Here is an 18,679-nt window from a genome sequence, read left to right as displayed (position 1 = left end):
CAGCTATGACGACCAGCTGAGCGTCTTCAGTCCCGGTCGCAGAGCACTTGCCGCACACACTCTGCTGTCCTCGGGTCCTTGAACACCACCACGAATGTTCGCCCGTCCCGCATCTCCAATCGGACGGCAACTTCCCCGCCCACCGAGTAGAGCCGCCCACGAGCGCTTCGAACGGCACCCTTGATGCCCCATCCGCCGTAGTCGGCGTGTGCATCGATCCGCACGATCGCGACTTCGACGACGTCGCGACGCACCAAGCGAGTCTGCCAAAAGGGCGTCAGGCCAACGGTGATCTGTTCCGGCGAACACTGGACGAAGGCGGCCGTCTTGGTGGCGAGTACCGCCATCCAGATCAGCGTTCCGACGAGCAGGCAGAGCACGACGAGCGACGGCAAATCGAACTCTCGGACCGCCGCTCCTGCGACACCGACCACGGCGATGGGGCCGAGCAGCAACATCGTCCCGAACACGACGCCGTGGTCCGCGGGGCTGCGGAACACCTCCTCAGCTGCCCCGACGCGTTTCGGCGGTCTCTGAGCCGAGGTCGATCTCGCGCCCGCTCCACTCCAGCAGCCCCGGGTCGTGCGTCGCGACGACCACCGCTCCCCCGTGCGCGCGGATCAGGTCCAGCCCAGCACGCACGCGGGCAGCGCTCCGGTCATCAAGCGAGGCCGTCGGCTCGTCGGCCAGCACCAAGCTCGGCCGCTGCGCGAGCACCCGGGCGAGCGCCACCCGTTGCTGCTCGCCGCCGCTGAGCAGACCCGCTCGCTGACGCTGCCGTCCGTCAAGACCGACGGCGTCGAGTGCCTCATCGATCCGCACGTCGAGCGCTTGGCGGCCCACGCCCTCGGGCCGCACGACGCGCAGATTCCGGAGAACCGACCACTCGGGCACGATCGCATGGTCTTGCATGACGAAGCCGATCACGTCTCGGCGGAGCGATCGCTGCCGCCGCTCGCCGATCGAACCCAGCTCTTCACCGCCGATCCGCACCTTCCCACGTGTCGGCTGTTGCAAGCCGCCGAGGCAGCGCAAGAGGGTGCTCTTGCCCTGCCCCGACGCCCCGCGAACCGCGAGGACTTCTCCGTGGGCGACGGTGAACGCGAGGTCGTCCCAAAGGGTCCGGGACGCGACGTCGTGGCCGAGACCATCGACGTGCAGGATGGGCTGGTCAGTCATGGTCATGTCCTTTCGCGCCGGCCGGTGATGGCCAGCAGTACAGAGAGGGTCCCGGCAGCAAGGACTGCCGCGAGCACAGCGAAGGCCCCGGCGTCCGAAGCCTGGTGCCCGGTGCAGGCGAGCGTCACAGCGGTGACTGCTGCAGTGAGACCGACCCCGACGAGGACGAATCGCCGATGTCGGATCACCGGATTGCGGCCGGAGAGGAAGAGCACTCGTCCTGGGACACGACTTCGAACGCGGTGCTCGACGACCAGCGCGCTAGCGGTGAACACGGTGGCGGCAAGAGCGGCGAGCGCGGCGACCATCGCAGTGAGGCGTTCGCTCCTCAGCATCGCGAGTTGCCCTTCGACCGTTGCGCCGACCCGACGGACCTGCAGCACGACGTCGGAGAGACCTGCATCGTCAACGGCACTGAGCAACGCGCGGCGGTCGGCGAACCGGACTTCGCCGTTCGCGACCGCGGTTCCGATGCGATTCGGTGCGATGTCCGTTGGATCAGGGACGACGAGTACCGGGATGTCCGGCCAGGTGGAAGCCTCCGGCCGCAACGCGCCCGTCCAGTCGATGACGGACTCCGTGATGTCGGCCGTCGATGCAACCGTCACTGCCCGCACCGACCTTTCCCTCGGCGGAGCACGACCCTCGACTTCCCAGCCCGCAGCGAGTTCTTCTTCCGCGGTCCGCCTGAGCTGCGATGCGTCCGGGGCGAGGACCTCGGGAACGACCAGCACGGGTCCAGGTCGAGCTTCGATCTCATCGTTGTACGCACTGAGTCCGACAGCAACATCGCCGACGACGGTGAACGACTCAACGAAGGAAACCTGGGCCAAGCCGGCATCTCCTCTGGCGAGTGGTCCAAGCGCGAGCTTGCCGAACGCCACGTCTTGATCAAAGTCGGTGAAACCCGTGCCCAGGACGACATCATCACCGTGCGCTGATTCAGCGACCAACGTCCTCTCGAGCGCCGTGCTTCGTTCCTGACGTGCCACGATCGTGCCGATGTCCAGGACCGAGAGAACGACCAAGCCAATCGCGGCCGAGGTGACGACGACGAGCGGCCAGTGCGCGGTCTTCGCCGAACTGAGCTCTCGTGCCCACAACACGTTGGCGAGGACGTGGCCGCCGATGATCACGGCTCCCACGGGGATCAACACGATGACGAAGAGAACGGCGGTGAGACTCCAGACGGCCGTGCCTGCAGTTCGCGCGGTGAGGAGTGCTGCGACCGCCACACCCGAGACGACGACGAGAGCGCCGACGAGCGCGCTCATCTCAGCGGCTTCCCGAGCTGCGACCCGCCGCCGTGACCAGCCAACGGTCCTTCGGATCCCCTGGCGCGCACTCCTCCTGGCCGACTCTGCGATGAGCGCGACCGCGATCCCGAGGGCAGTCGCGACGAGGGCGGCCAGCGTGCCGGACTCTGAGACGACGAAGACGAGCGCCGCGGGACCCCGGGGTGTGTCGTCCACGAACTTGTAATCGGCCCGTCCGAGGCCTTCGAGGAAGCGCTCCGTCGCCTCGGCAGAACCGTCGACGGCGAAGGTCGTCCGCAGGTCGAGGTCAGCACCGTCGCCGATCGGACGGACGTCCAGCTCACCTCGAAGAACCGGAACGACCGGGCGGCCGCGGAACACGTAAGCGGTCCAGACGTCCGGCCGTGCGTGACGGTCCGGCACGAGCATCGCCAGCGACACATCAGAATCGGTGGCGATGGAAGTGAGATTTCGCACTTGTTCTGACTTCGTCAGGCCGTACGGAAGATCGGTGAGGGTCACGACACTGCGGCCCACCAGCGCACCGGATGCTTCCATCGTGCCCACCACGGAGATGACGAGCGCGGTGGCGGCGAGGATCGCGGCCGCCACCGCGACGGCAGTGGCGGCCGCGAAGGTCCTCATCCGCGAGTCGCCCAGTACGACTGGTTCCCGGAGACCGCCTTGGCTCGCGTTGCGTAGGCCAGGGTCTTCGGGGGCTGCCAGGCTGACCGTGTCACCGTGCCGTTGGACTTGACCGACGCTCGGTGCGTGGACCGCTCGTGCGCAAAGAGCGAGTGGACCTTCTTGTCCCAGATGCCATAGGTCCACATACCGCCGCCGGCGGGCACCATCTTGCCGGCCCGGGTCTGCTGAGGAGCGTCCGCCGATGCGCTTCCTTCGACCACGATTGCGGCGTCGGACGGTGCCGCGCTGGCCGGCGAGACGCCGAGCCCGGCCGCTATGAACATTGCCCCGCAAAAAGCGCCGAGCTGGATGATCTTCTTCATCGAGATGCCTCCGTATCGATCGTGGTCGTCCATCGACCACGTCCGAACCGTAGCAACTGAAACGCTAAATCATAAGTCCAGTATATTTCGTATCTCGCATCGTCGCTGCGACTCGGGCTGCGTCGTCTGTTCGACGACGTCTCAGCACGAAAGCGCCGCCGCCCAACGACGAAAGGCACGGCGCCAACCGGCACCGCGCCTCCCGTCCGTCCGTCACACCGACTTCAACTCACCAGCTGAGCACAAACCGCCCCCGCGTCCCCCCGGCCTCCAACCGCTCATGCGCCTCCACAGCCCGCGCAGCCGGCAGCACCTCCGCCACCCGCGGCGTCAACGTCCCACTCTCCACCGCGTGCCGCAGCTGCTCGAGCTTGTCGAACGACCGGTACTCCGAGAACACCATCACCTGCACGAACTCGATCCCCCGAGCCCCGTTCCCCTGCCAACCCCGCACGTCGAAGAACATTCCCCCGTCGCGAACGGCGTCCACCACCTCGTCCCGCTGGACAGCAGCGTCGGCGAGCGCATCGACCCCGTCCGGCACGAGCTCCCGGACAGCGGAGGCGAAGGAAGCACCTCGCGGTACCACGTGGTCCGGCCCGAGCGACCGGACGAGTGCTTCGTCCGCCGGAGCAGCATCTGCGATCACGGTCAGCCCGGCGGCCTTCGCCAGCTGCACCACGTAGTTCCCCAGCAGCCCAGCGGCCCCGGTTACTGCGAGTGTCTGCCCCGGCGCGAGCGAGGCGTGCGACAGGATCTGCAACGCCGTCAGCCCGTTCATCGGCACCGTGGAGGCGAGCGGAAGAGACGTCCCACGAGGAATCCGCGTGAACGACCCCACCGGCGCGACGAGCTCCTGCACGTAGGCGCCTCCGTGGGCACTGAGCGGCAGCGCCATCGCCATGACCTCGTCGCCGACCTGCCATCCGGTGACGTCGGGCCCGACCTCGTCGATGACGCCGGCGGCGTCCATCCCCGGCACGTACGGCGGCGAGGCCTGCGAGCTGTCCCGCTGCCCGGCACGCACCCCCGTGTCGGTCGGGTTCACGGCGAACGCCTGCACCCGGATCCGCACGGATCCCGCACCGGCGTGCGGCTCCGGCACCTCGTGGACGGCGAGGGCCTCGGGCCCTCCGAACTGTTCGACTCCGACGACCTGCATCCTCCCGGTCTACGCGCACGTTGCTTGACGCAACCTGACGCGACCACCCGACGGCCTGGAGGCCCGGCACCACCCCGCCCCGCGCCTCCCGCCCGTCAGGGGGTGCGGTCCACGGCACGTGGTGCGCCATGCTGGCACCGTGCGTTTCGACGAACTCCTCACCCGGTCCGACGGTCCCGCGATCGCCGAGGAGCTCGCCGCCCTCCGTCGACCCGCCCGGTACGTCCTCGAGGGCGTCCACCAGGAGTCCCGGCAGCAGTACTGGCAGTTCCGCGTCGACATCGACGAGGCCGCGCAGACCTGGACTCTCGTGCGCCAGCGGGCCAAGCCGGTCTCCTACCGCGAGGGCGTGCTGCACGACCCCGACGACGGTCCGGACGAGATCTCGTTCGCCCGGAGCATGGTCTCCGATCCCGTCGTCCGGATGGCCGTGCCCGACCTGATGCTCCGATGGGGCCGCGGCCCCGAGAGCTTCCACCCGATCCTGGTCCAGCACATCGGCGAACACTCGATCCTGGTGACCTTCGAACACCGCGAGAACCCGGCGACCCGCGCGACACTGGTGATCGACGAACGCGACGGCATCGCCCGCCGCTTGTCGGAGTACGGCGAGGACACGGTCATCACGAGCGTGCGGACCGCCGAGCCGGACGAGGTCCTGCCGCGCGCCCGCTTCGTGCAACCGACGGACTGGATCCGCCCGCAGTACTGAAGTCGTGACGGTTCTGGTTCACGAACCCCGACGATCGCGAACCAGAACCGTCACCGGCCGGAAACCGAACCACCTCCCCCGCCGGCACCATCCCCCGATCGGACGATGCCGAGACCACCGCCCCGGCCGATCCCCCACGGCCACCCGGCGGCGAAGCTGGACCCATGCCCGAGTCCCCCGCCATCGAGGTCCAGCACCTCGGCAAGCAGTACGCCACCGGCAAACGTGCCGTGGACGACGTCTCCTTCACGATCGAGCGCGGCGAGACCTTCGCCCTCCTCGGCCCCAACGGTGCCGGCAAGTCCACGACGGTCGAGATCCTCGAGGGGTACCGCTCCCGCACCGCCGGCGAGGTCCGCGTCCTCGGTCACGACCCCGCACGGACGAGCCGCAGCCACAACGCACGCATCGGCATCGTCCTGCAGACCAGCGCGGAGTCTCCGAACGTCACCGTCGCCGAGCAGCTGAACCACTTCGCGACGCTCTACCCGAAGCACCGCAGCGTCGAGGAACTCCTCACCGCGACGGGGCTCGGGACGCAGCGCAACACCCGCATCAGCCGCCTGTCGGGAGGCCAGCGCCGCCGCGTCGACGTCGCCCTCGGCATCATCGGCCGCCCCGAGGTCCTGTTCCTCGACGAACCGACCACGGGCTTCGACCCCGAGGCCCGACGCCAGTTCTGGGACCTCCTGCGCCAGGTGCAGCACGAGGGCACGACGATCCTGCTCACCACGCACTACCTCGACGAAGCCGCCCAGCTCGCCGACCGTGCCGCGGTCATCGCCGACGGGAAGCTCCTCGACCTCGCACCCATCGACGAGATCGGCGGTGCCGAGGCCCGCACGCCCCGTGTCCGCTGGCGTGACGACGACGGACACCACGAGGAGCGCACGACCGACCCGACGGTGCTCATCCGCAGCAGCGCCACCCCCATGCACGACCTCGAAGTCATCCGTCCGTCCCTCGAGGACGTCTACCTCGACATGGTGGGACAGCAGTGAAGACAGCGACCAGCCGCATCTCCTACGAGATCCGCACCCACTTCCGCGCTCCCGACGCGGTCTTCTTCACCTTCCTGTTCCCGATCATCATGCTGGCGCTGTTCTCGGTGGCGTTCTCCGGCGCCGCCGACATCCAGGCCGGCCCCGACGTCAGCGTCGACTACGCCACCTACTACCTGCCCGGCCTGGTCGCGACGGGCATCCTGCTCTCCGGCACGCAGTCCCTCGGCGTCGACATCGCCACCGAGCGCAGCGACGGCACGTTGAAGCGACTCGGCGGCACACCGCTGCCCGTCCTGTCGTACTTCGTCGGCAAGATCGGCATGGTCCTCGTCACCACGCTCGTGCAGACCGCACTGCTGCTGGCGATCGCGAGCCTGGTGTTCGGCGTCGACCTGCCGACCGACGCGGGCAAGTGGGGTGTCTTCGCCGGGGTGATGGTCCTCGGCATCGCCACCAGCTGCGTCCTCGGCATCGCGGTCTCGGCACTCCCCCGCGAGGGCCGCCGCGCCACCGCCACCATCGTCCCGATCGTGCTGGTGCTGCAGTTCATCTCCGGCGTCTACCTGCCCTTCACGCAGCTCCCCACCTGGTTGCAGGACGTCGCCTCCGTCTTCCCCCTGCGCTGGATGGCGTCCGGCATGCGGTCCGTCTTCCTGCCCGGTGCGTTCGAGTCGGGCGAGCCGGGAGGCGCGTGGCACCTCGGCCTCGGAGCCCTCGTGTTGGCAGCGTGGCTGGTCCTGGGCACGGTGGCCTGCCTGCTGACGTTCCGGTGGAACCGCAAGGACGCCTGATGGCGCCCCGCTGGTGGGATGCTGGGCACATGAACGGCGAGACGTGGATGCGCAACCGGTGGTTGCACGTCTTCTTCGCGGGCACGATGCTCCTCACCGCCGTGATCACCGTGTTCGGGTGGTCCCCGTGGTCGATCCGTTGGCCGGCATTCACCGCGGTCGTGGTGCTCGTCGTCGCCTACGCCGTGTTCGGCCACCGCGGCTACGACAGCCCCCGTGCCGCCGCGGCCTTCCTGCCGCTGGTCTTCGTCGCGGCCCTGGTGTTGCCCGCCGTCGTGCCGAGCACCGCGTTCGTGCAGTGCATCGCGTTCCCGCTCGTCTGGGTGCAGTCCGAACGGGTCCGCACCGCCGTCCTGCTCTCGGTCGCGGTCGGCATCGCGAGCGGCATCGGCCTGCAGGTCTCCGGCGGCCCGGACGCCCTCGTCAGCACCGTGCTCATCGAGGGCATCAGCGTCATCGGTGCCTGCGCGATGGGCGTGTGGATCTCGAGCGTCGCCGGGCTGTCCGAGGAGCGCCGCCAGCTCCTCGACGAACTCCGCGCCACCCAGCAGTCCCTGGCCGATGCGCACCGCAGCGCGGGCGTCGCGAGCGAACGGGAGCGCCTGGCCCGCGAGATCCACGACACCGTCGCGCAGAACCTCGCCGGCATCGTCATGCTCACCGAACGTGCCCGCAAGGACCTGGCGAACGACCGCGGTGCCGCGCTCGACGAACGGCTGGCCGTCCTCGAAGAGTCCGCGCGCGCCGCCCTCGAGGACTCCCGCGCCCTCATCGCCGCCGGGGTCGCCGGTGCCACGAGCGGCAGCCTGGCCGGGGCCCTGCACCGCCTGGCCGAGCGGTACACCCGCGAGACCGGAACGCCCGTCGCCGTGGACGCGACGGACGGCCCGCTCGACCGTGACGCCCAGGTCGTGCTGCTCCGGGTCGTCCAGGAGTCCCTCGCGAACATCCGTGCCCACGCCGATGCCGGCTCCGTCCGCATCGTCCTGCAGCACGCGCCCGAACGGGTCGGCGTCCGTGTGATTGACGACGGCGTCGGCTTCGACACCGGCGTCCCGACAGCCGGGCACGGTCTCCGGGGCCTCCACGAACGGTTGGTGCTCTCCGGCGGTGCCTGCGCCATCACGAGCAGCCCGGGCCGGGGCACCGTCGTCGACGCGAGCCTGCCCACCGGAGCCGAGCCGGGCCTCCCGGCCGTCGATCGTGACCCCGTGGCAGCGGTGACCCGGTGATCCGCGTCGTGGTCGCCGACGACCACCCGATCGTCCGGTCGGGCATCGTGGCCCTGCTGCAGGACGCCGACGACGTCGAGGTCGTCGGCCAGGCCAGCGACGGCCGCGCCGCGGTGACGGTGGCACTGGCCGAACGCCCCGACGTCGTGCTCATGGACCTCCGGATGCCCGTGCTCGACGGCGATGCGGCGACGGCGGAGATCCTCGCCGCCAACCCCGGCGTCCGCGTCCTGATCCTGACCACGTACGAGTCCGACGACCAGATCCTCGCCGCCATCGAGGCCGGCGCCACCGGCTACCTGCTCAAGGCCGCCCCGGAGTCCGAGATCCTCGCCGGCGTCCGGGCGACCGCACGGGGCGAGACGGCGCTGGCTCCCTCGGCTGCCGCAGCACTCGTCCGCCGAGCAACGGGTTCGCTCCCCGCTGCGGCCGGCCCGTCGCTGACCCCGCGCGAGCTCGATGTCCTGCGCCTCGTCGCCCAGGGCAACAGCAACCCGGCGATCAGCCGCGCACTGTTCCTCAGCGAGGCCACGGTGAAGACCCACCTCGGCCACGTCTTCGAGAAGCTCGGCGTGAACGACCGCACCCGCGCCGTGACCCGCGCGATGGAGCTCCAGCTCCTGCCGTGAGCCCCCGGTCCGCCGGTCACCGGAAGCGGGTGTACCGTCAGGTCGTCAGCATGCTGACCATCTGAGAGGAACCACCGGAATGAGCGCTCCCGCCGCAGCACCAGCCACCACGCCGGATCGTCGTCGTTGGCTCGGCCTGGTCGTGATCAGCCTCGCCGTGGCGCTCATCATCGTCGACTCCACGATCGTCAACGTCGCGATCCCGAGCATCGTCGCCGACCTCGACATCGGCTCGACCCTGGTGCAGTGGGTGCAGGAGAGCTACACGCTCGTGTTCGCCGCCCTGCTGCTCGTCTTCGGGTCCGTGGCCGATCGGTTCGGCCGCCGACGCCTGCTCACCACCGGCGTCATCGTGTTCGCGGTGGCGTCGGTGCTCGCCGCGCTCTCGCCGACCGGTGAGCTCCTCGTCGTGTCCCGCGTGCTGCAGGGCATCGGAGGCGCGATGGTCCTGCCCACCACGCTCTCGATCCTCAACGCGACGTTCACCGGCCGGGAGCGTGGCATCGCGTTCGCCGTGTGGGGCTCGACGATCGGCGGCATGGTCGCGGTCGGCCCGCTGCTCGGGGGCTGGCTGACGACGGACTTCTCGTGGCGGTGGGCCTTCGGCATCAACGTCCCGATCGTCGCGGTCATCCTCGTCGGGCTCGCCGTCGCCGTGCGGGAGTCGCGGGATGCCCGGCACACCGGCCGCATCGACCTGGTCGGAGCGCTACTGTCCGTGATCGCGAGTGCCGCCCTGGTGTTCGGGCTCATCGAGGGCCGCACCTACGGCTGGTGGACCCCGTCGTCGACGCCGCTCACCATCGGCTCGTGGTCGTGGGACGGCCCGGTCTCCCCGATCCCGGTCGCGTTCGTGATCGCGGTCGCTGCCGGAGCCGCCTTCGTGGTCCGTTCCCTGCGCCGGCAGCGGGCCGGACGCTCGACCCTGATCGCACTCGACCTGTTCCGCATCGGCTCGTTCCGGAACGGTTCCGTCGCCGCGCTCATCGTGTCGCTCGGCGAGTTCGGCATCATCCTGTCGCTGCCGCTCTGGCTGCAGAACGTGCTCGGGTACTCCGCCCTGCAGACCGGCTTCGTGCTGCTCGCACTGGCGATCGGGTCGTTCGTCGCGAGTGGGTTCGCCGCCACGGTCGGGCAACGCGTCGGAGCACTGCCGATCGTCCGGATGGGCATCGGCGCCGAGATCGTCGGGGTCGCCGCGATCGGGTTCGTCGTGACGTCGTCGACGCCGTGGTGGGCGATCGTGCCGTGTCTGTTCGTCTACGGTTTCGGCGTCGGGCTCGCGACCGCCCAGCTCACCGGTGTGGTGCTGCAGGACGTCCCCGTCGAACGCAGCGGTGAGGCGTCCGGCGCCCAGAGCACCGCGCGCCAGATCGGCTCGGCGCTCGGCATCGCCGTCCTCGGCACCGTCCTGTTCACCTCGACCGGCAGCATCCTGGAGCACCGCCTGCAGGACGCGGGCACCCCGGCCGCCACCGCGACGAAGATCGCCGACGCCGTGGTGCAGTCATCCGGCGGAGCCATCTCCGGCCTCGACGGGGCCACCCGCGCCGACGCCGCCGACGCGTTCTCCGACGGCACCCGCGCCGCCGCGTTCTCCGCCGCCGGCTTCCTGGTCATCGGCCTCGGTGCGACCCTGCGCCTCCGGGCACCGCGCCGGCCCGACGACGAGGACCAGGCGTGACCGGAGACCCCGTCCTGCAGCGCTCCTGACGGTTCTGGTTCACGATCCCCGAGGATCCTGAACCAGAACCGTCACCGCGCGGACACGAATCCGCGTCCCCCGCGCCGTGGACGCGACCACCGACGAAACGGGAGGCACGGTGCCTGCCCGCACCGTGCCTCCCGTCCGCTCCAGCGCGCGCCCTGCCATCGCGACGCGCGCCCGCTCAGGCCCCCGCGTCCGCCTCCTGCGACCGGACGCGGAGCACCCGCGCTGTGGGGGTCGATCCACCGTTCGCGACCTCGAGCGAGCCCGAAGCGGCGTCCCACGCCACGGACCACGACCCGAGTGCCGTCGGGAACAGCGGCTCGACGACCACCGCCTGCCCGGCGAACGCCGGCAGCGGCAGCGACACCGACGCCGACGCACCGGGCAGCGACCACACCGACAGGTACAGCTCGCCCGTGGTGGCGTGCAGGCCGAGCGCGATCCACGGGTCCTCCCAGGCGGGCAGCCCGAGGGGCCAGACCGGGACGGACGCCTCGACGACGTCCAGGACCTGCCGGTGCGCAGCGATCGCGTCACCGACCACCGCACGCTGCGACGACGACATCTCGTTCAGGTACCCGGAAAGGTACATCCGCCCGAGCACCCCGTTCACGAGCGACAGCGTGAACAGCTCCGGGTCCATGGTCGGCGCCGGGTACGCCCAGTTCCCCGCCTGTTCGGGCAGCATCGCGGCGGGAGCGGCGGCGGCGATCGAGGCGGACAGCACCGGGTCCTGCTGGTCCGATGTCGACTGCATGTGCAGGCGCGAGAGCATGGCCCAGTCGGCGCGCATCGCTCCCGAGGCGCAATTCTCGATGAGCAGTGCCGGGTACCGCTCCTGCACCGCGTCGAGCCAGTCGAGCAGCGCACGCTGGTGCTCGAGCATCCCGGCGAACGGCCCGGTCATCGTGTTGTTGTCCATCTTGAAGAACGTCACGCCGAGCTCTCCGACGAGCCGGTCGACCACCGCGTCGAGGTGTGCGCGGGCCTCCGGCGAGCGCAGGTCGAGCAGGTGCCGCCCGTGCTCCGCGACCCGGACCCCGTGGTGCTCGACGAACGCGGACGACGGCAGGGCCCCGGCCAGCGGCGAGTGGATGCCGATGACCTCGGGTTCGAGCCAGAGGCCGGCCTGCATGCCGCGCGCACGGATGTGGTCGATGACGGCCCCGAGCCCCGTCGGGAACCGCGATGCCGCTTCCTCCCACGCTCCGACAGTGTCCCACCAGTGCCCCTCGGCGTACCAGCCGGCGTCGATGCAGAACAGGTCCGCTCCGGCGTCGGCTGCCGCGTCGATGAGCGGCAGGAGCTTCTCGGTGGTCGGGTCGCCCATGAGCGTGTTCATGTAGTCGTTGAACACCAGGGGCAGGGCACGGTCGGCCTCCCGCACGTGCCGGAACGCCCGACGCTGCCGGGTGAGCACCCCGAAGGCGTCGTCGATCGACCCGGCGATGCCGACGGACACCGGCACCGAGGTGAACGGCCGCTCCGGTGTGACGACGGTGGTCCACTGGTGTTCCTGGTCGGTGGGGCCGCTCAGCAGCAGGTACGCGTGCCGCCGGGTCTCCCCGAGCTCGTACAGCCACGGCCCGTTGTGCTCGATCTGCCAGACGAGCGCGTACGGATGCGACACAGCGTCCTCCGCCCGCAGCACCCCGATCGGCAGCGCCTCGCCGGTCGACCACGAGCCGCGGTTCTGCACGACGGCGCGGCTGCGGGGCGGGTGGTGCTGGGCCTCCCGGTCGATGCGCGCGAGCCCGATCGATCGCAGCGGATCGGTCCGCCACCGGCTCTCCGCTGCCCAGTCGTTGTCGGCGTGGACGAGGGCGAGCTCGTCGACGGAGGCGCCGGAGTCGGTCAGGAACGCCCCGGTCGCGAACGACGACACGGAGTCGACGACGTGCTCACCGTGCTCGGCGGACACCTCGGTCCACGTCTGGAACGCGGGCACGCCGGCGCGCGCCCGGAACACCGACTCGGCCTGGAGGCCCGTGGCCGCGTCCGCCTGCACGATCCGGAACCACAGGTCGGTCCCGTCGTCGTGCACGTGGTGCGACACGGGGCGCAGTCGCGCCCCGATCGTGGAGTCCACGTGCCGGAACCCGCCCGGGAACCGCCCGTGCCCGATCGTCGTCAGCTCGACGAGCGGCTGCGGGTCGTCCGGCCCGTCGGCGAGCGCTCCGCTGGCCGGCACCCTGTCGGCCGGCACGAACGACACGAGCGCCGCGGGCTGGTCCGCACCGACCCGGAACCGTGCCGCGAACCCGTCGGTGACCCAGTCGACGAACGTCGGCCCGTCGCTCATCGCGCCCCGACCGGTGCGGGCTCGCTCGACACCCAGTCCCCGACCGTGTGGTCGTAGCAGGTGGTGTTGTCGATCTTCGTCCGGTCGAGCGGCGGCCCCGCGGTGATCCGGCGCTCGGTGCGCTCCGGGTCGGGTGCGGCCTCGGCGAGCAGCCGGGTGTAGTCGTGGTGCGGGTCGAGGATGACGGCGTCCGACGGTCCCCGCTCGACGACCCGGCCGCGGTAGAGCACGAGGATCTCGTCGGAGAAGTGCCGCGCGGTCGCCAGGTCGTGCGTGATGTAGAGCACGGCGAGCTCGTCCTCGCGCTGCAGCCGGCCGAGCAGGTTGAGCACGCTCAGGCGGATCGAGACGTCGAGCATCGACACGGGTTCGTCGGCGATGAGCACCTGGGCGCCCGGGGCGAGTGCGCGGGCGATGGCGACGCGCTGCCGCTGCCCGCCGGAGAGCTCGTGCGGCCGCCGCGACGCGAAGTCTTCGTCGAGGTTCACCCGGCCGAGCAGTTCCCGCACCTTGTCGGCGGTCTCGTCGGCGCCGCGGGCCCGGTGGTGCAGCTGCAGCGGCCGGGCGATGTGGTGCTCGATCGAGTGGAACGGGTTGAGCGAGGCGAACGGGTCCTGGAACACCATCTGCACGTGCCGCCGGTACATGCTGCCCTCGACGGGGGTGCCGTCCTCGAGCCGCACGTCGATCGAGCCGCGCGTCCGGGTCTCGAGCTTGGCGAGCATCCGCGCGATGGTGGACTTGCCCGAACCGGACTCCCCCACCAGTGCGACGGTCCGGCCGGGCAGCAGGTCGAACGACACGTCGTCGACGGCCCGCAGGGTGGTGCGCTTCAGACCCTTGCGGGTGTGGAAGTCCTTGCCGAGGTGGCTGACGGTCACACTGGTCATCGGTCCGTCTCCTGTGCTGCCTGGACCACGACGGCCCGGGTGTCGGTCTCGGGTTCGGCGCCGTCCTCGACCCCGGTGCGGATGAACGCGCCGCGGGCTCCGGACAGGCTCGGGAACGACTGCAGCAGCTTCCGCGTGTACGGGTGCTGCGGGTCGTGCTGGATCACGCTCGCACGGTCGCACTCGACGACCTCGCCGCGGAGCATGATCGCGATCCGGTCGCTGATCTCGAGCAGCAGCGGCAGGTCGTGCGTGATGAACACGACGGCGAACCCGAGCTCGTCCCGCAGTCGGACGATCTCGCGCAGGATCTCCCGCTGCACCACGACGTCGAGCGCGGTGGTCGGCTCGTCCATGATCATGATCTGCGGTTCGAGCAGCATCGCCATCGCGATCATCACGCGCTGCCGCATGCCGCCCGACAGTTCGTGCGGGTACGCGGTGATGCGGGACGGGTCGACGCCGACGCGGCGCAGGGCGTCCTCGGCGATGGCCCGTCGTTCCTTGCGGGGCAGGCCCTTGCGGTGTTCGACCAGGGCGTCGTCGAGCTGGGCGCGGATCGTGGTGACCGGGTTGAGCGCGTTCATGGCTCCCTGGAACACCATCGACAGCTTCGACCACCGCACGGCCCGGAGTTGCTCGTGCGGCAGGCCGAGCAGGTCGACGTCGGTGCCGTCGCGGTCGTGGAACGTGATGCTGCCCGACGTGACCTTCGCCGGCGGCCGGTGCAGCCGCGTGATGGCGTACGCCAGGGTCGTCTTGCCGCAGCCCGACTCCCCCGCGAGCCCGAGGATCTCGCCGGGCGCCAGGGTGAGCGAGACGTCCTTGACGGCGTGCACGGGGTGCTCGGTCTCGTACACGACGTCGAGGTGGTCGATGGTCAGCACGGCCGGGCGGCGGCCGTCGCCCGTGGCGCCGGAGGTGACCGGTCGTGCGGTGTCGGTGGCGCTCATCGGGCGACCCCCTTCGTGTCGTGACCGGCGGTGGCGACGCGGGCCGGGCCTCCCGAGCGGGCCGCACGCTTCGCACGACGGTCGCGCCGTCGCTGCGCACGCACGTTCGCGAGTCGCGGGTTGATGACCTCGTCGATCGAGAAGTTCACCAGGGACAGGCCCATGCCGAGCAGGGCGATGAGCAGGCCCGGCGGCACGAACCACCACCAGGCGCCGTTCGCCAGCGCGAAGCCGTTCTGGGCGTAGAAGAGCATCGTGCCGAGCGTCGACGAGTTCGACGCCCCGAGCCCGAGGAACGACAGTCCCGCTTCCCCGAGGATCGCGGCGATCACCGCGAACACGAACTGCGACGCGAGCACCGGCAGCAGGTTCGGCAGGATCTCGACGGCGATGACCCGCCAGGGCCGTTCGCCGGCGACCCGGGCAGCGGACACGTAGTCGCGGTTGCGGATCGACATCGTCTGCGCCCGCAGCACCCGGGCGGACCCGGCCCACGACGTGATCGCCAGGACGACGGCGATGGTCCAGAGCCCTCGGGCCTCACGCGGCACCAGGCCGGAGATGACGATGACGAGCGGCAGGCCGGGGATGACGAGGAACACGTTCGAGAACAGCGAGAACGCCTCGTCCATGATCCCGCCCAGGTAGGCGCCGAGGATGCCGAAGAACGCGGACAGCACCGTGGCGAGGACGCCGACGATGAGCCCGATCTGCAGGCTGCCCCGGGTGGCGAAGGCGAGCTGCGCCAGGACGTCCTGACCGGTCTGGGTGGTGCCGAGGACGTTCGAGCCGCTCGGTCCCTGCAGCCCGGTGTCGCGGATGGTGGTCGGGTCGCCGACGAGCAGCGGTCCGATCACCCCGAACAGCGTGACGCCGGCGACGAGCGCGATGCCCGTGACGAGCCACGGGGTGAGGGTCGGGAGGAACCGACGGATGCCGCCCTTCGACGCGCGCCGGGTGGCGATCGACGTGGTGCTGTCGGCCTCCTCGGTCAGCGCGCCGATGGTGGGCTCGGTCTCCTGCTGGATGTTGGTCATGGTCGTCTCCTCCCCTAGCTCCGGGCCCGCGTGCGCGGGTCGATCAGTCCGTACAGCAGGTCGACGACGAGGTTCGCGCCGAGGACCGCCAGGGTGATGAACAGGAAGATGCCCTGCATGAGCGCGTAGTCGTTGTTCGTCACCGCGGACAGCAGCTTCGACCCGATGCCCGGGTACGAGAACACCTGCTCGGTGACGACGGAGCCGGACACGATGAACCCGAGGGAGATCGCGAACCCGGCGACGGACGGCAGCACGGCGTTCCGGGCGGCGTAGTTCCGCAGGATCTTGCCGTCGGACAGGCCCTTCGCCTGCGCGGTGGTGATGTAGTCCTCGGACAGCGTCGACACCATCATGTTGCGCATGCCGAGCAGCCAGCCGCCGAGCGACGCGAGCACGATCGTCACCGCCGGCAGCACTCCGTACTGGACCGCCGAGACGATGAAGTCCCAGTTGAACCCGGGCGTCAGGATGACGTCGTAGCCGCCCTGCGCCGGGAACAGGTGGAGCCCGGTGGCGAAGAAGTACACCAGGATCAGCGCGAGCCAGAAGTACGGCACCGCGGCGAGCAGGGTGGTGGCCGGCACGAACGAGTCGAGCCAGGTGCCGGGCCGCCACCCGACGAAGGCCCCGAGGCCGACGCCGATGATGGCGGCCACGATGGTGGCGATGCCGACCAGGGCGATGGTCCACGGCAGCGAACTGCCGATCACCTCGGTGACGGGTGTCGGGAAGTAGCTGACGGACACGCCGAGGTCACCGCGGAACACGTTGACCAGGTAGTGGCCGTACTGGGAGATGAGCGGCTCCGAGGAATCGCCACCGAGGAGCAGCTCGTACGCCTCCCGGGTCGCCGGGGTCACCTGCCCGCCGCGCTGCTGGAGCTTGGCGAGCAGGATGTCCACCGGGTTGCCGGGCAGGAGCCTGGGGATGATGAAGTTCAGCGTCAGGGCCGCCCACAGTGCGACGACGTAGAAGCCGATCTTGCGCAGGAAGTAGGTCATCGTCGAGTGCCCCTCGGTCGCGATCCCATCGGTGTCAGCCCTTCGCCGGCTTGAGCGCCTTGAAGATCTCGGCGTTGTCCGGGCTCGCCCAGACCGCCGGGAACGCGTACAGGTCGTCCTTCGTCGGCCAGCCGGTGAACTTCGCCGCGTGGAACTCGCTCGTCGTGCCGCCGGTCATCACGGGGATGTAGGGCAGGTCCTCGACGATGTGCTCCTGGATCGTGTCGAGCTCGGGCTGCGTCGCCGCGGTGTCCTCGGGGTTGATCGTGGCGAGCTTCGCGATGGCCTTGTCGACGTCGGGGTTGCTGTACCGCGAGATGTTCATCGGCGCTGCTTCGCCGACCTTGGCGGTGTTGGCCGTCGTGAAGTAGTTGTTGTACAGGTAGTACGGGTTCGCCGTCGGGCCCTGGCCGAGCGAGTCGATCGCGAGCTCGAAGTTGCCCTTGGTCTTCTTGTCGGTCCACTCGTTCCACGACGACTGCTGCGCCTTGAGCTCGATGCCCGCGGCCTTGAGCTGCTGCGTCATCGTGTCGATCGCGGTGATGTAGTCGGTCCACCCGGTGACGACCTCGACCGTCAGGGACAGCTTCTTGCCGTCCTTGGCGTAGATGCCGTCGGAGCCCTTCTTCCATCCGGCGTCCTCGAGGGTCGAGGCGGCCGCGTCGGTGTCGGCGGTCTCCGGCATCACGGCCGGCTCGATGTCCTTCGAGATGGTGTCCTTCTGCGTCGTGGTGAGCGCGAAGGTCGGCGAGATCTCGCTCGCGGTGTTCTCGAACGCCAGCGAGTTGAGCTGCTTGCGGTTGATGGCGTCGGCGATGGCGTGGCGGACGGCCGGGTCGGTCTGCGGGCCGGCGCAGCCCAGGTCGGTGTTCGCGCAGGTCAGCAGGGCCATCTGGTTCTGGCCGACGGTGATGCCGTCGTAGCCGTTGTAGTTGGCGGGTATGTCGTCCATGTTCGGCACCGGGCCGGTCTGCCAGTCGATCGACCCCTGCTTCAGTGCGTCGGCGCCGGCGGTGTTGCCGGAGAGCGACAGGTAGCGGATGGTCTTCACGGCCGGGGCGCCGTCCCAGTACTTCTTGTTCGCCTCGAGGGTGAACGCCTGCGCCTTGAAGGTGCCGAGCGTGTACGGGCCGGTGCCGACGGGCTCGCGCACGACGTCGGTGGTCGGGTCGATGTCCTTCCACAGGTGCTCGGGCACGATCCAGGTCTTGCCGAGCAGGTTCGGGCCGAGCACGAACGACGGCTTGTCGAACGAGACGACCACCTTGTCGTCGCCGTCGGCCTTCGCGGTGCCGTCGTAGCCGATCGAGTTCAGGGCCTTCTGCTTCTTGAGCATGTCGAGCGTGAACACGACGTCCTTCGAGGTGAAGGGCTCGCCGTCGCTCCAGGTGGCTCCGTCGCGCAGCGTGATGGTGAGCTGCGTGCCGTCGTCGTTCCACTCGGAGGACTTGCCGAGCAGCGGCTTCGGGTCCTTCGTGTTGACGTTGGTGATGAAGAAGAGCGACTCGTAGATCGTGCCGACGCCGCCGATGTTGGACGGCGACCACGGGTTGAAGTTGATCTGGTAGTCGCCGGACTGGCCGGTGTATGCCACCAGGGTCGAGGCAGCGGCGTCGTTCGTGCTGGCGGTGCCGCTGGAGCTGCAGCCGCTGAGCGCGAGGCCGGCTGCGAGGAGAACGGCGCCGCCGATGGCGAGCCGTGAACGGGTTGGGTTGAACATCGTTGTCCTCTCGGTCTGCGTCGTCGCAGGGTCCACGTTGTGAGCGTGATTGTTACACGCGTAAACTAAGGCGGTCAAGGGGTCGGG

General features: G+C 69.9%; 17 protein-coding genes. 6 read left to right on the top strand and 11 right to left on the bottom strand.

Annotated elements, in window-relative coordinates:
• Window positions 1–26: 26 nt before the first annotated feature.
• From DEJ11_RS06640 to DEJ11_RS06620, 5 genes are all read right to left on the bottom strand, one after another.
• A complete protein-coding gene (locus DEJ11_RS06640) occupies window positions 27–500 on the bottom strand; it encodes a hypothetical protein (RefSeq protein WP_111105058.1) in 474 nt (157 codons plus the stop codon).
• A gap of 4 nt (window positions 501–504) precedes the next feature.
• The gene (locus DEJ11_RS06635) at window positions 505–1,179 is read right to left on the bottom strand and encodes an ABC transporter ATP-binding protein (protein ID WP_181440892.1); all 675 of its coding nucleotides are present in this window, start codon (window positions 1,177–1,179) and stop codon (window positions 505–507) included.
• Between the two features lie 2 nt (window positions 1,180–1,181).
• A complete protein-coding gene (locus DEJ11_RS06630) occupies window positions 1,182–3,080 on the bottom strand; it encodes a bacteriocin-associated integral membrane family protein (RefSeq protein ID WP_111105060.1) in 1,899 nt (632 codons plus the stop codon).
• A complete protein-coding gene (locus DEJ11_RS06625) occupies window positions 3,077–3,445 on the bottom strand; it encodes a lactococcin 972 family bacteriocin (RefSeq protein ID WP_181440893.1) in 369 nt (122 codons plus the stop codon). Before DEJ11_RS06625 ends, DEJ11_RS06630 begins: the two co-directional genes overlap by 4 nt.
• A 229-nt stretch (window positions 3,446–3,674) precedes the next feature.
• Window positions 3,675–4,607 carry an NADP-dependent oxidoreductase gene (locus tag DEJ11_RS06620; RefSeq protein WP_111105063.1) on the bottom strand — a complete coding sequence of 311 codons (933 nt, stop codon included), beginning with the start codon at window positions 4,605–4,607 and terminating at the stop codon, window positions 3,675–3,677.
• Window positions 4,608–4,746: 139 nt separating this feature from the next.
• On the opposite strand from DEJ11_RS06620, the gene DEJ11_RS06615 reads away from it, so the two are divergent.
• From DEJ11_RS06615 to DEJ11_RS06590, 6 genes are all read left to right on the top strand, one after another.
• Window positions 4,747–5,319 carry a hypothetical protein gene (locus tag DEJ11_RS06615; RefSeq protein ID WP_111105064.1) on the top strand — a complete coding sequence of 191 codons (573 nt, stop codon included), beginning with the start codon at window positions 4,747–4,749 and terminating at the stop codon, window positions 5,317–5,319.
• A gap of 164 nt (window positions 5,320–5,483) precedes the next feature.
• Window positions 5,484–6,320, top strand: a complete 837-nt coding sequence (locus DEJ11_RS06610; protein ID WP_181440894.1) for an ABC transporter ATP-binding protein — start codon at window positions 5,484–5,486, stop codon at window positions 6,318–6,320.
• Entirely contained in the window at window positions 6,317–7,114 is a 798-nt protein-coding gene (locus DEJ11_RS06605; protein WP_111105066.1) for an ABC transporter permease, read from the top strand. Before DEJ11_RS06610 ends, DEJ11_RS06605 begins: the two co-directional genes overlap by 4 nt.
• A gap of 29 nt (window positions 7,115–7,143) precedes the next feature.
• Window positions 7,144–8,346: a sensor histidine kinase gene (locus DEJ11_RS06600; protein WP_181440895.1), complete on the top strand. Its 1,203-nt coding sequence runs from the start codon at window positions 7,144–7,146 to the stop codon at window positions 8,344–8,346.
• Window positions 8,343–8,975 carry a response regulator transcription factor gene (locus DEJ11_RS06595; protein ID WP_111105068.1) on the top strand — a complete coding sequence of 211 codons (633 nt, stop codon included), beginning with the start codon at window positions 8,343–8,345 and terminating at the stop codon, window positions 8,973–8,975. Before DEJ11_RS06600 ends, DEJ11_RS06595 begins: the two co-directional genes overlap by 4 nt.
• 79 nt (window positions 8,976–9,054) lie before the next feature.
• The gene (locus DEJ11_RS06590) at window positions 9,055–10,659 is read left to right on the top strand and encodes an MFS transporter (RefSeq protein ID WP_111105070.1); all 1,605 of its coding nucleotides are present in this window, start codon (window positions 9,055–9,057) and stop codon (window positions 10,657–10,659) included.
• A 205-nt stretch (window positions 10,660–10,864) separates the two neighbouring features.
• Here the strand turns inward: DEJ11_RS06590 and DEJ11_RS06585 are convergent, their stop codons facing one another.
• From DEJ11_RS06585 to DEJ11_RS06560, 6 genes are read right to left on the bottom strand one after another with little or no spacing between them, the layout of a single operon-like run.
• Entirely contained in the window at window positions 10,865–12,988 is a 2,124-nt protein-coding gene (locus DEJ11_RS06585; RefSeq protein WP_111105071.1) for a glycoside hydrolase family 36 protein, read from the bottom strand.
• Entirely contained in the window at window positions 12,985–13,878 is an 894-nt protein-coding gene (locus DEJ11_RS06580) for an ABC transporter ATP-binding protein (protein ID WP_111023915.1), read from the bottom strand. Before DEJ11_RS06580 ends, DEJ11_RS06585 begins: the two co-directional genes overlap by 4 nt.
• On the bottom strand, window positions 13,875–14,831 hold the full coding sequence (locus DEJ11_RS06575) for an ABC transporter ATP-binding protein (RefSeq protein ID WP_111031005.1): 957 nt from the start codon (window positions 14,829–14,831) through the stop codon (window positions 13,875–13,877). The genes DEJ11_RS06580 and DEJ11_RS06575 overlap by 4 nt, the downstream gene beginning before the upstream one ends.
• Window positions 14,828–15,868, bottom strand: a complete 1,041-nt coding sequence (locus DEJ11_RS06570; RefSeq protein WP_111023919.1) for an ABC transporter permease — start codon at window positions 15,866–15,868, stop codon at window positions 14,828–14,830. Before DEJ11_RS06570 ends, DEJ11_RS06575 begins: the two co-directional genes overlap by 4 nt.
• Window positions 15,869–15,882: 14 nt before the next feature.
• Entirely contained in the window at window positions 15,883–16,872 is a 990-nt protein-coding gene (locus DEJ11_RS06565) for an ABC transporter permease (RefSeq protein ID WP_111105072.1), read from the bottom strand.
• Between the two features lie 34 nt (window positions 16,873–16,906).
• On the bottom strand, window positions 16,907–18,592 hold the full coding sequence (locus DEJ11_RS06560) for an ABC transporter substrate-binding protein (RefSeq protein WP_111105073.1): 1,686 nt from the start codon (window positions 18,590–18,592) through the stop codon (window positions 16,907–16,909).
• Between the last annotated feature and the right edge of the window lie 87 nt (window positions 18,593–18,679).

This window comes from Curtobacterium sp. MCLR17_058, assembly GCF_003234705.2.
Classification (GTDB): domain Bacteria; phylum Actinomycetota; class Actinomycetes; order Actinomycetales; family Microbacteriaceae; genus Curtobacterium; species Curtobacterium flaccumfaciens.
Note: the sequence above shows the minus strand (reverse complement) of the source record. Positions and strands in the feature narration are given on the sequence as shown.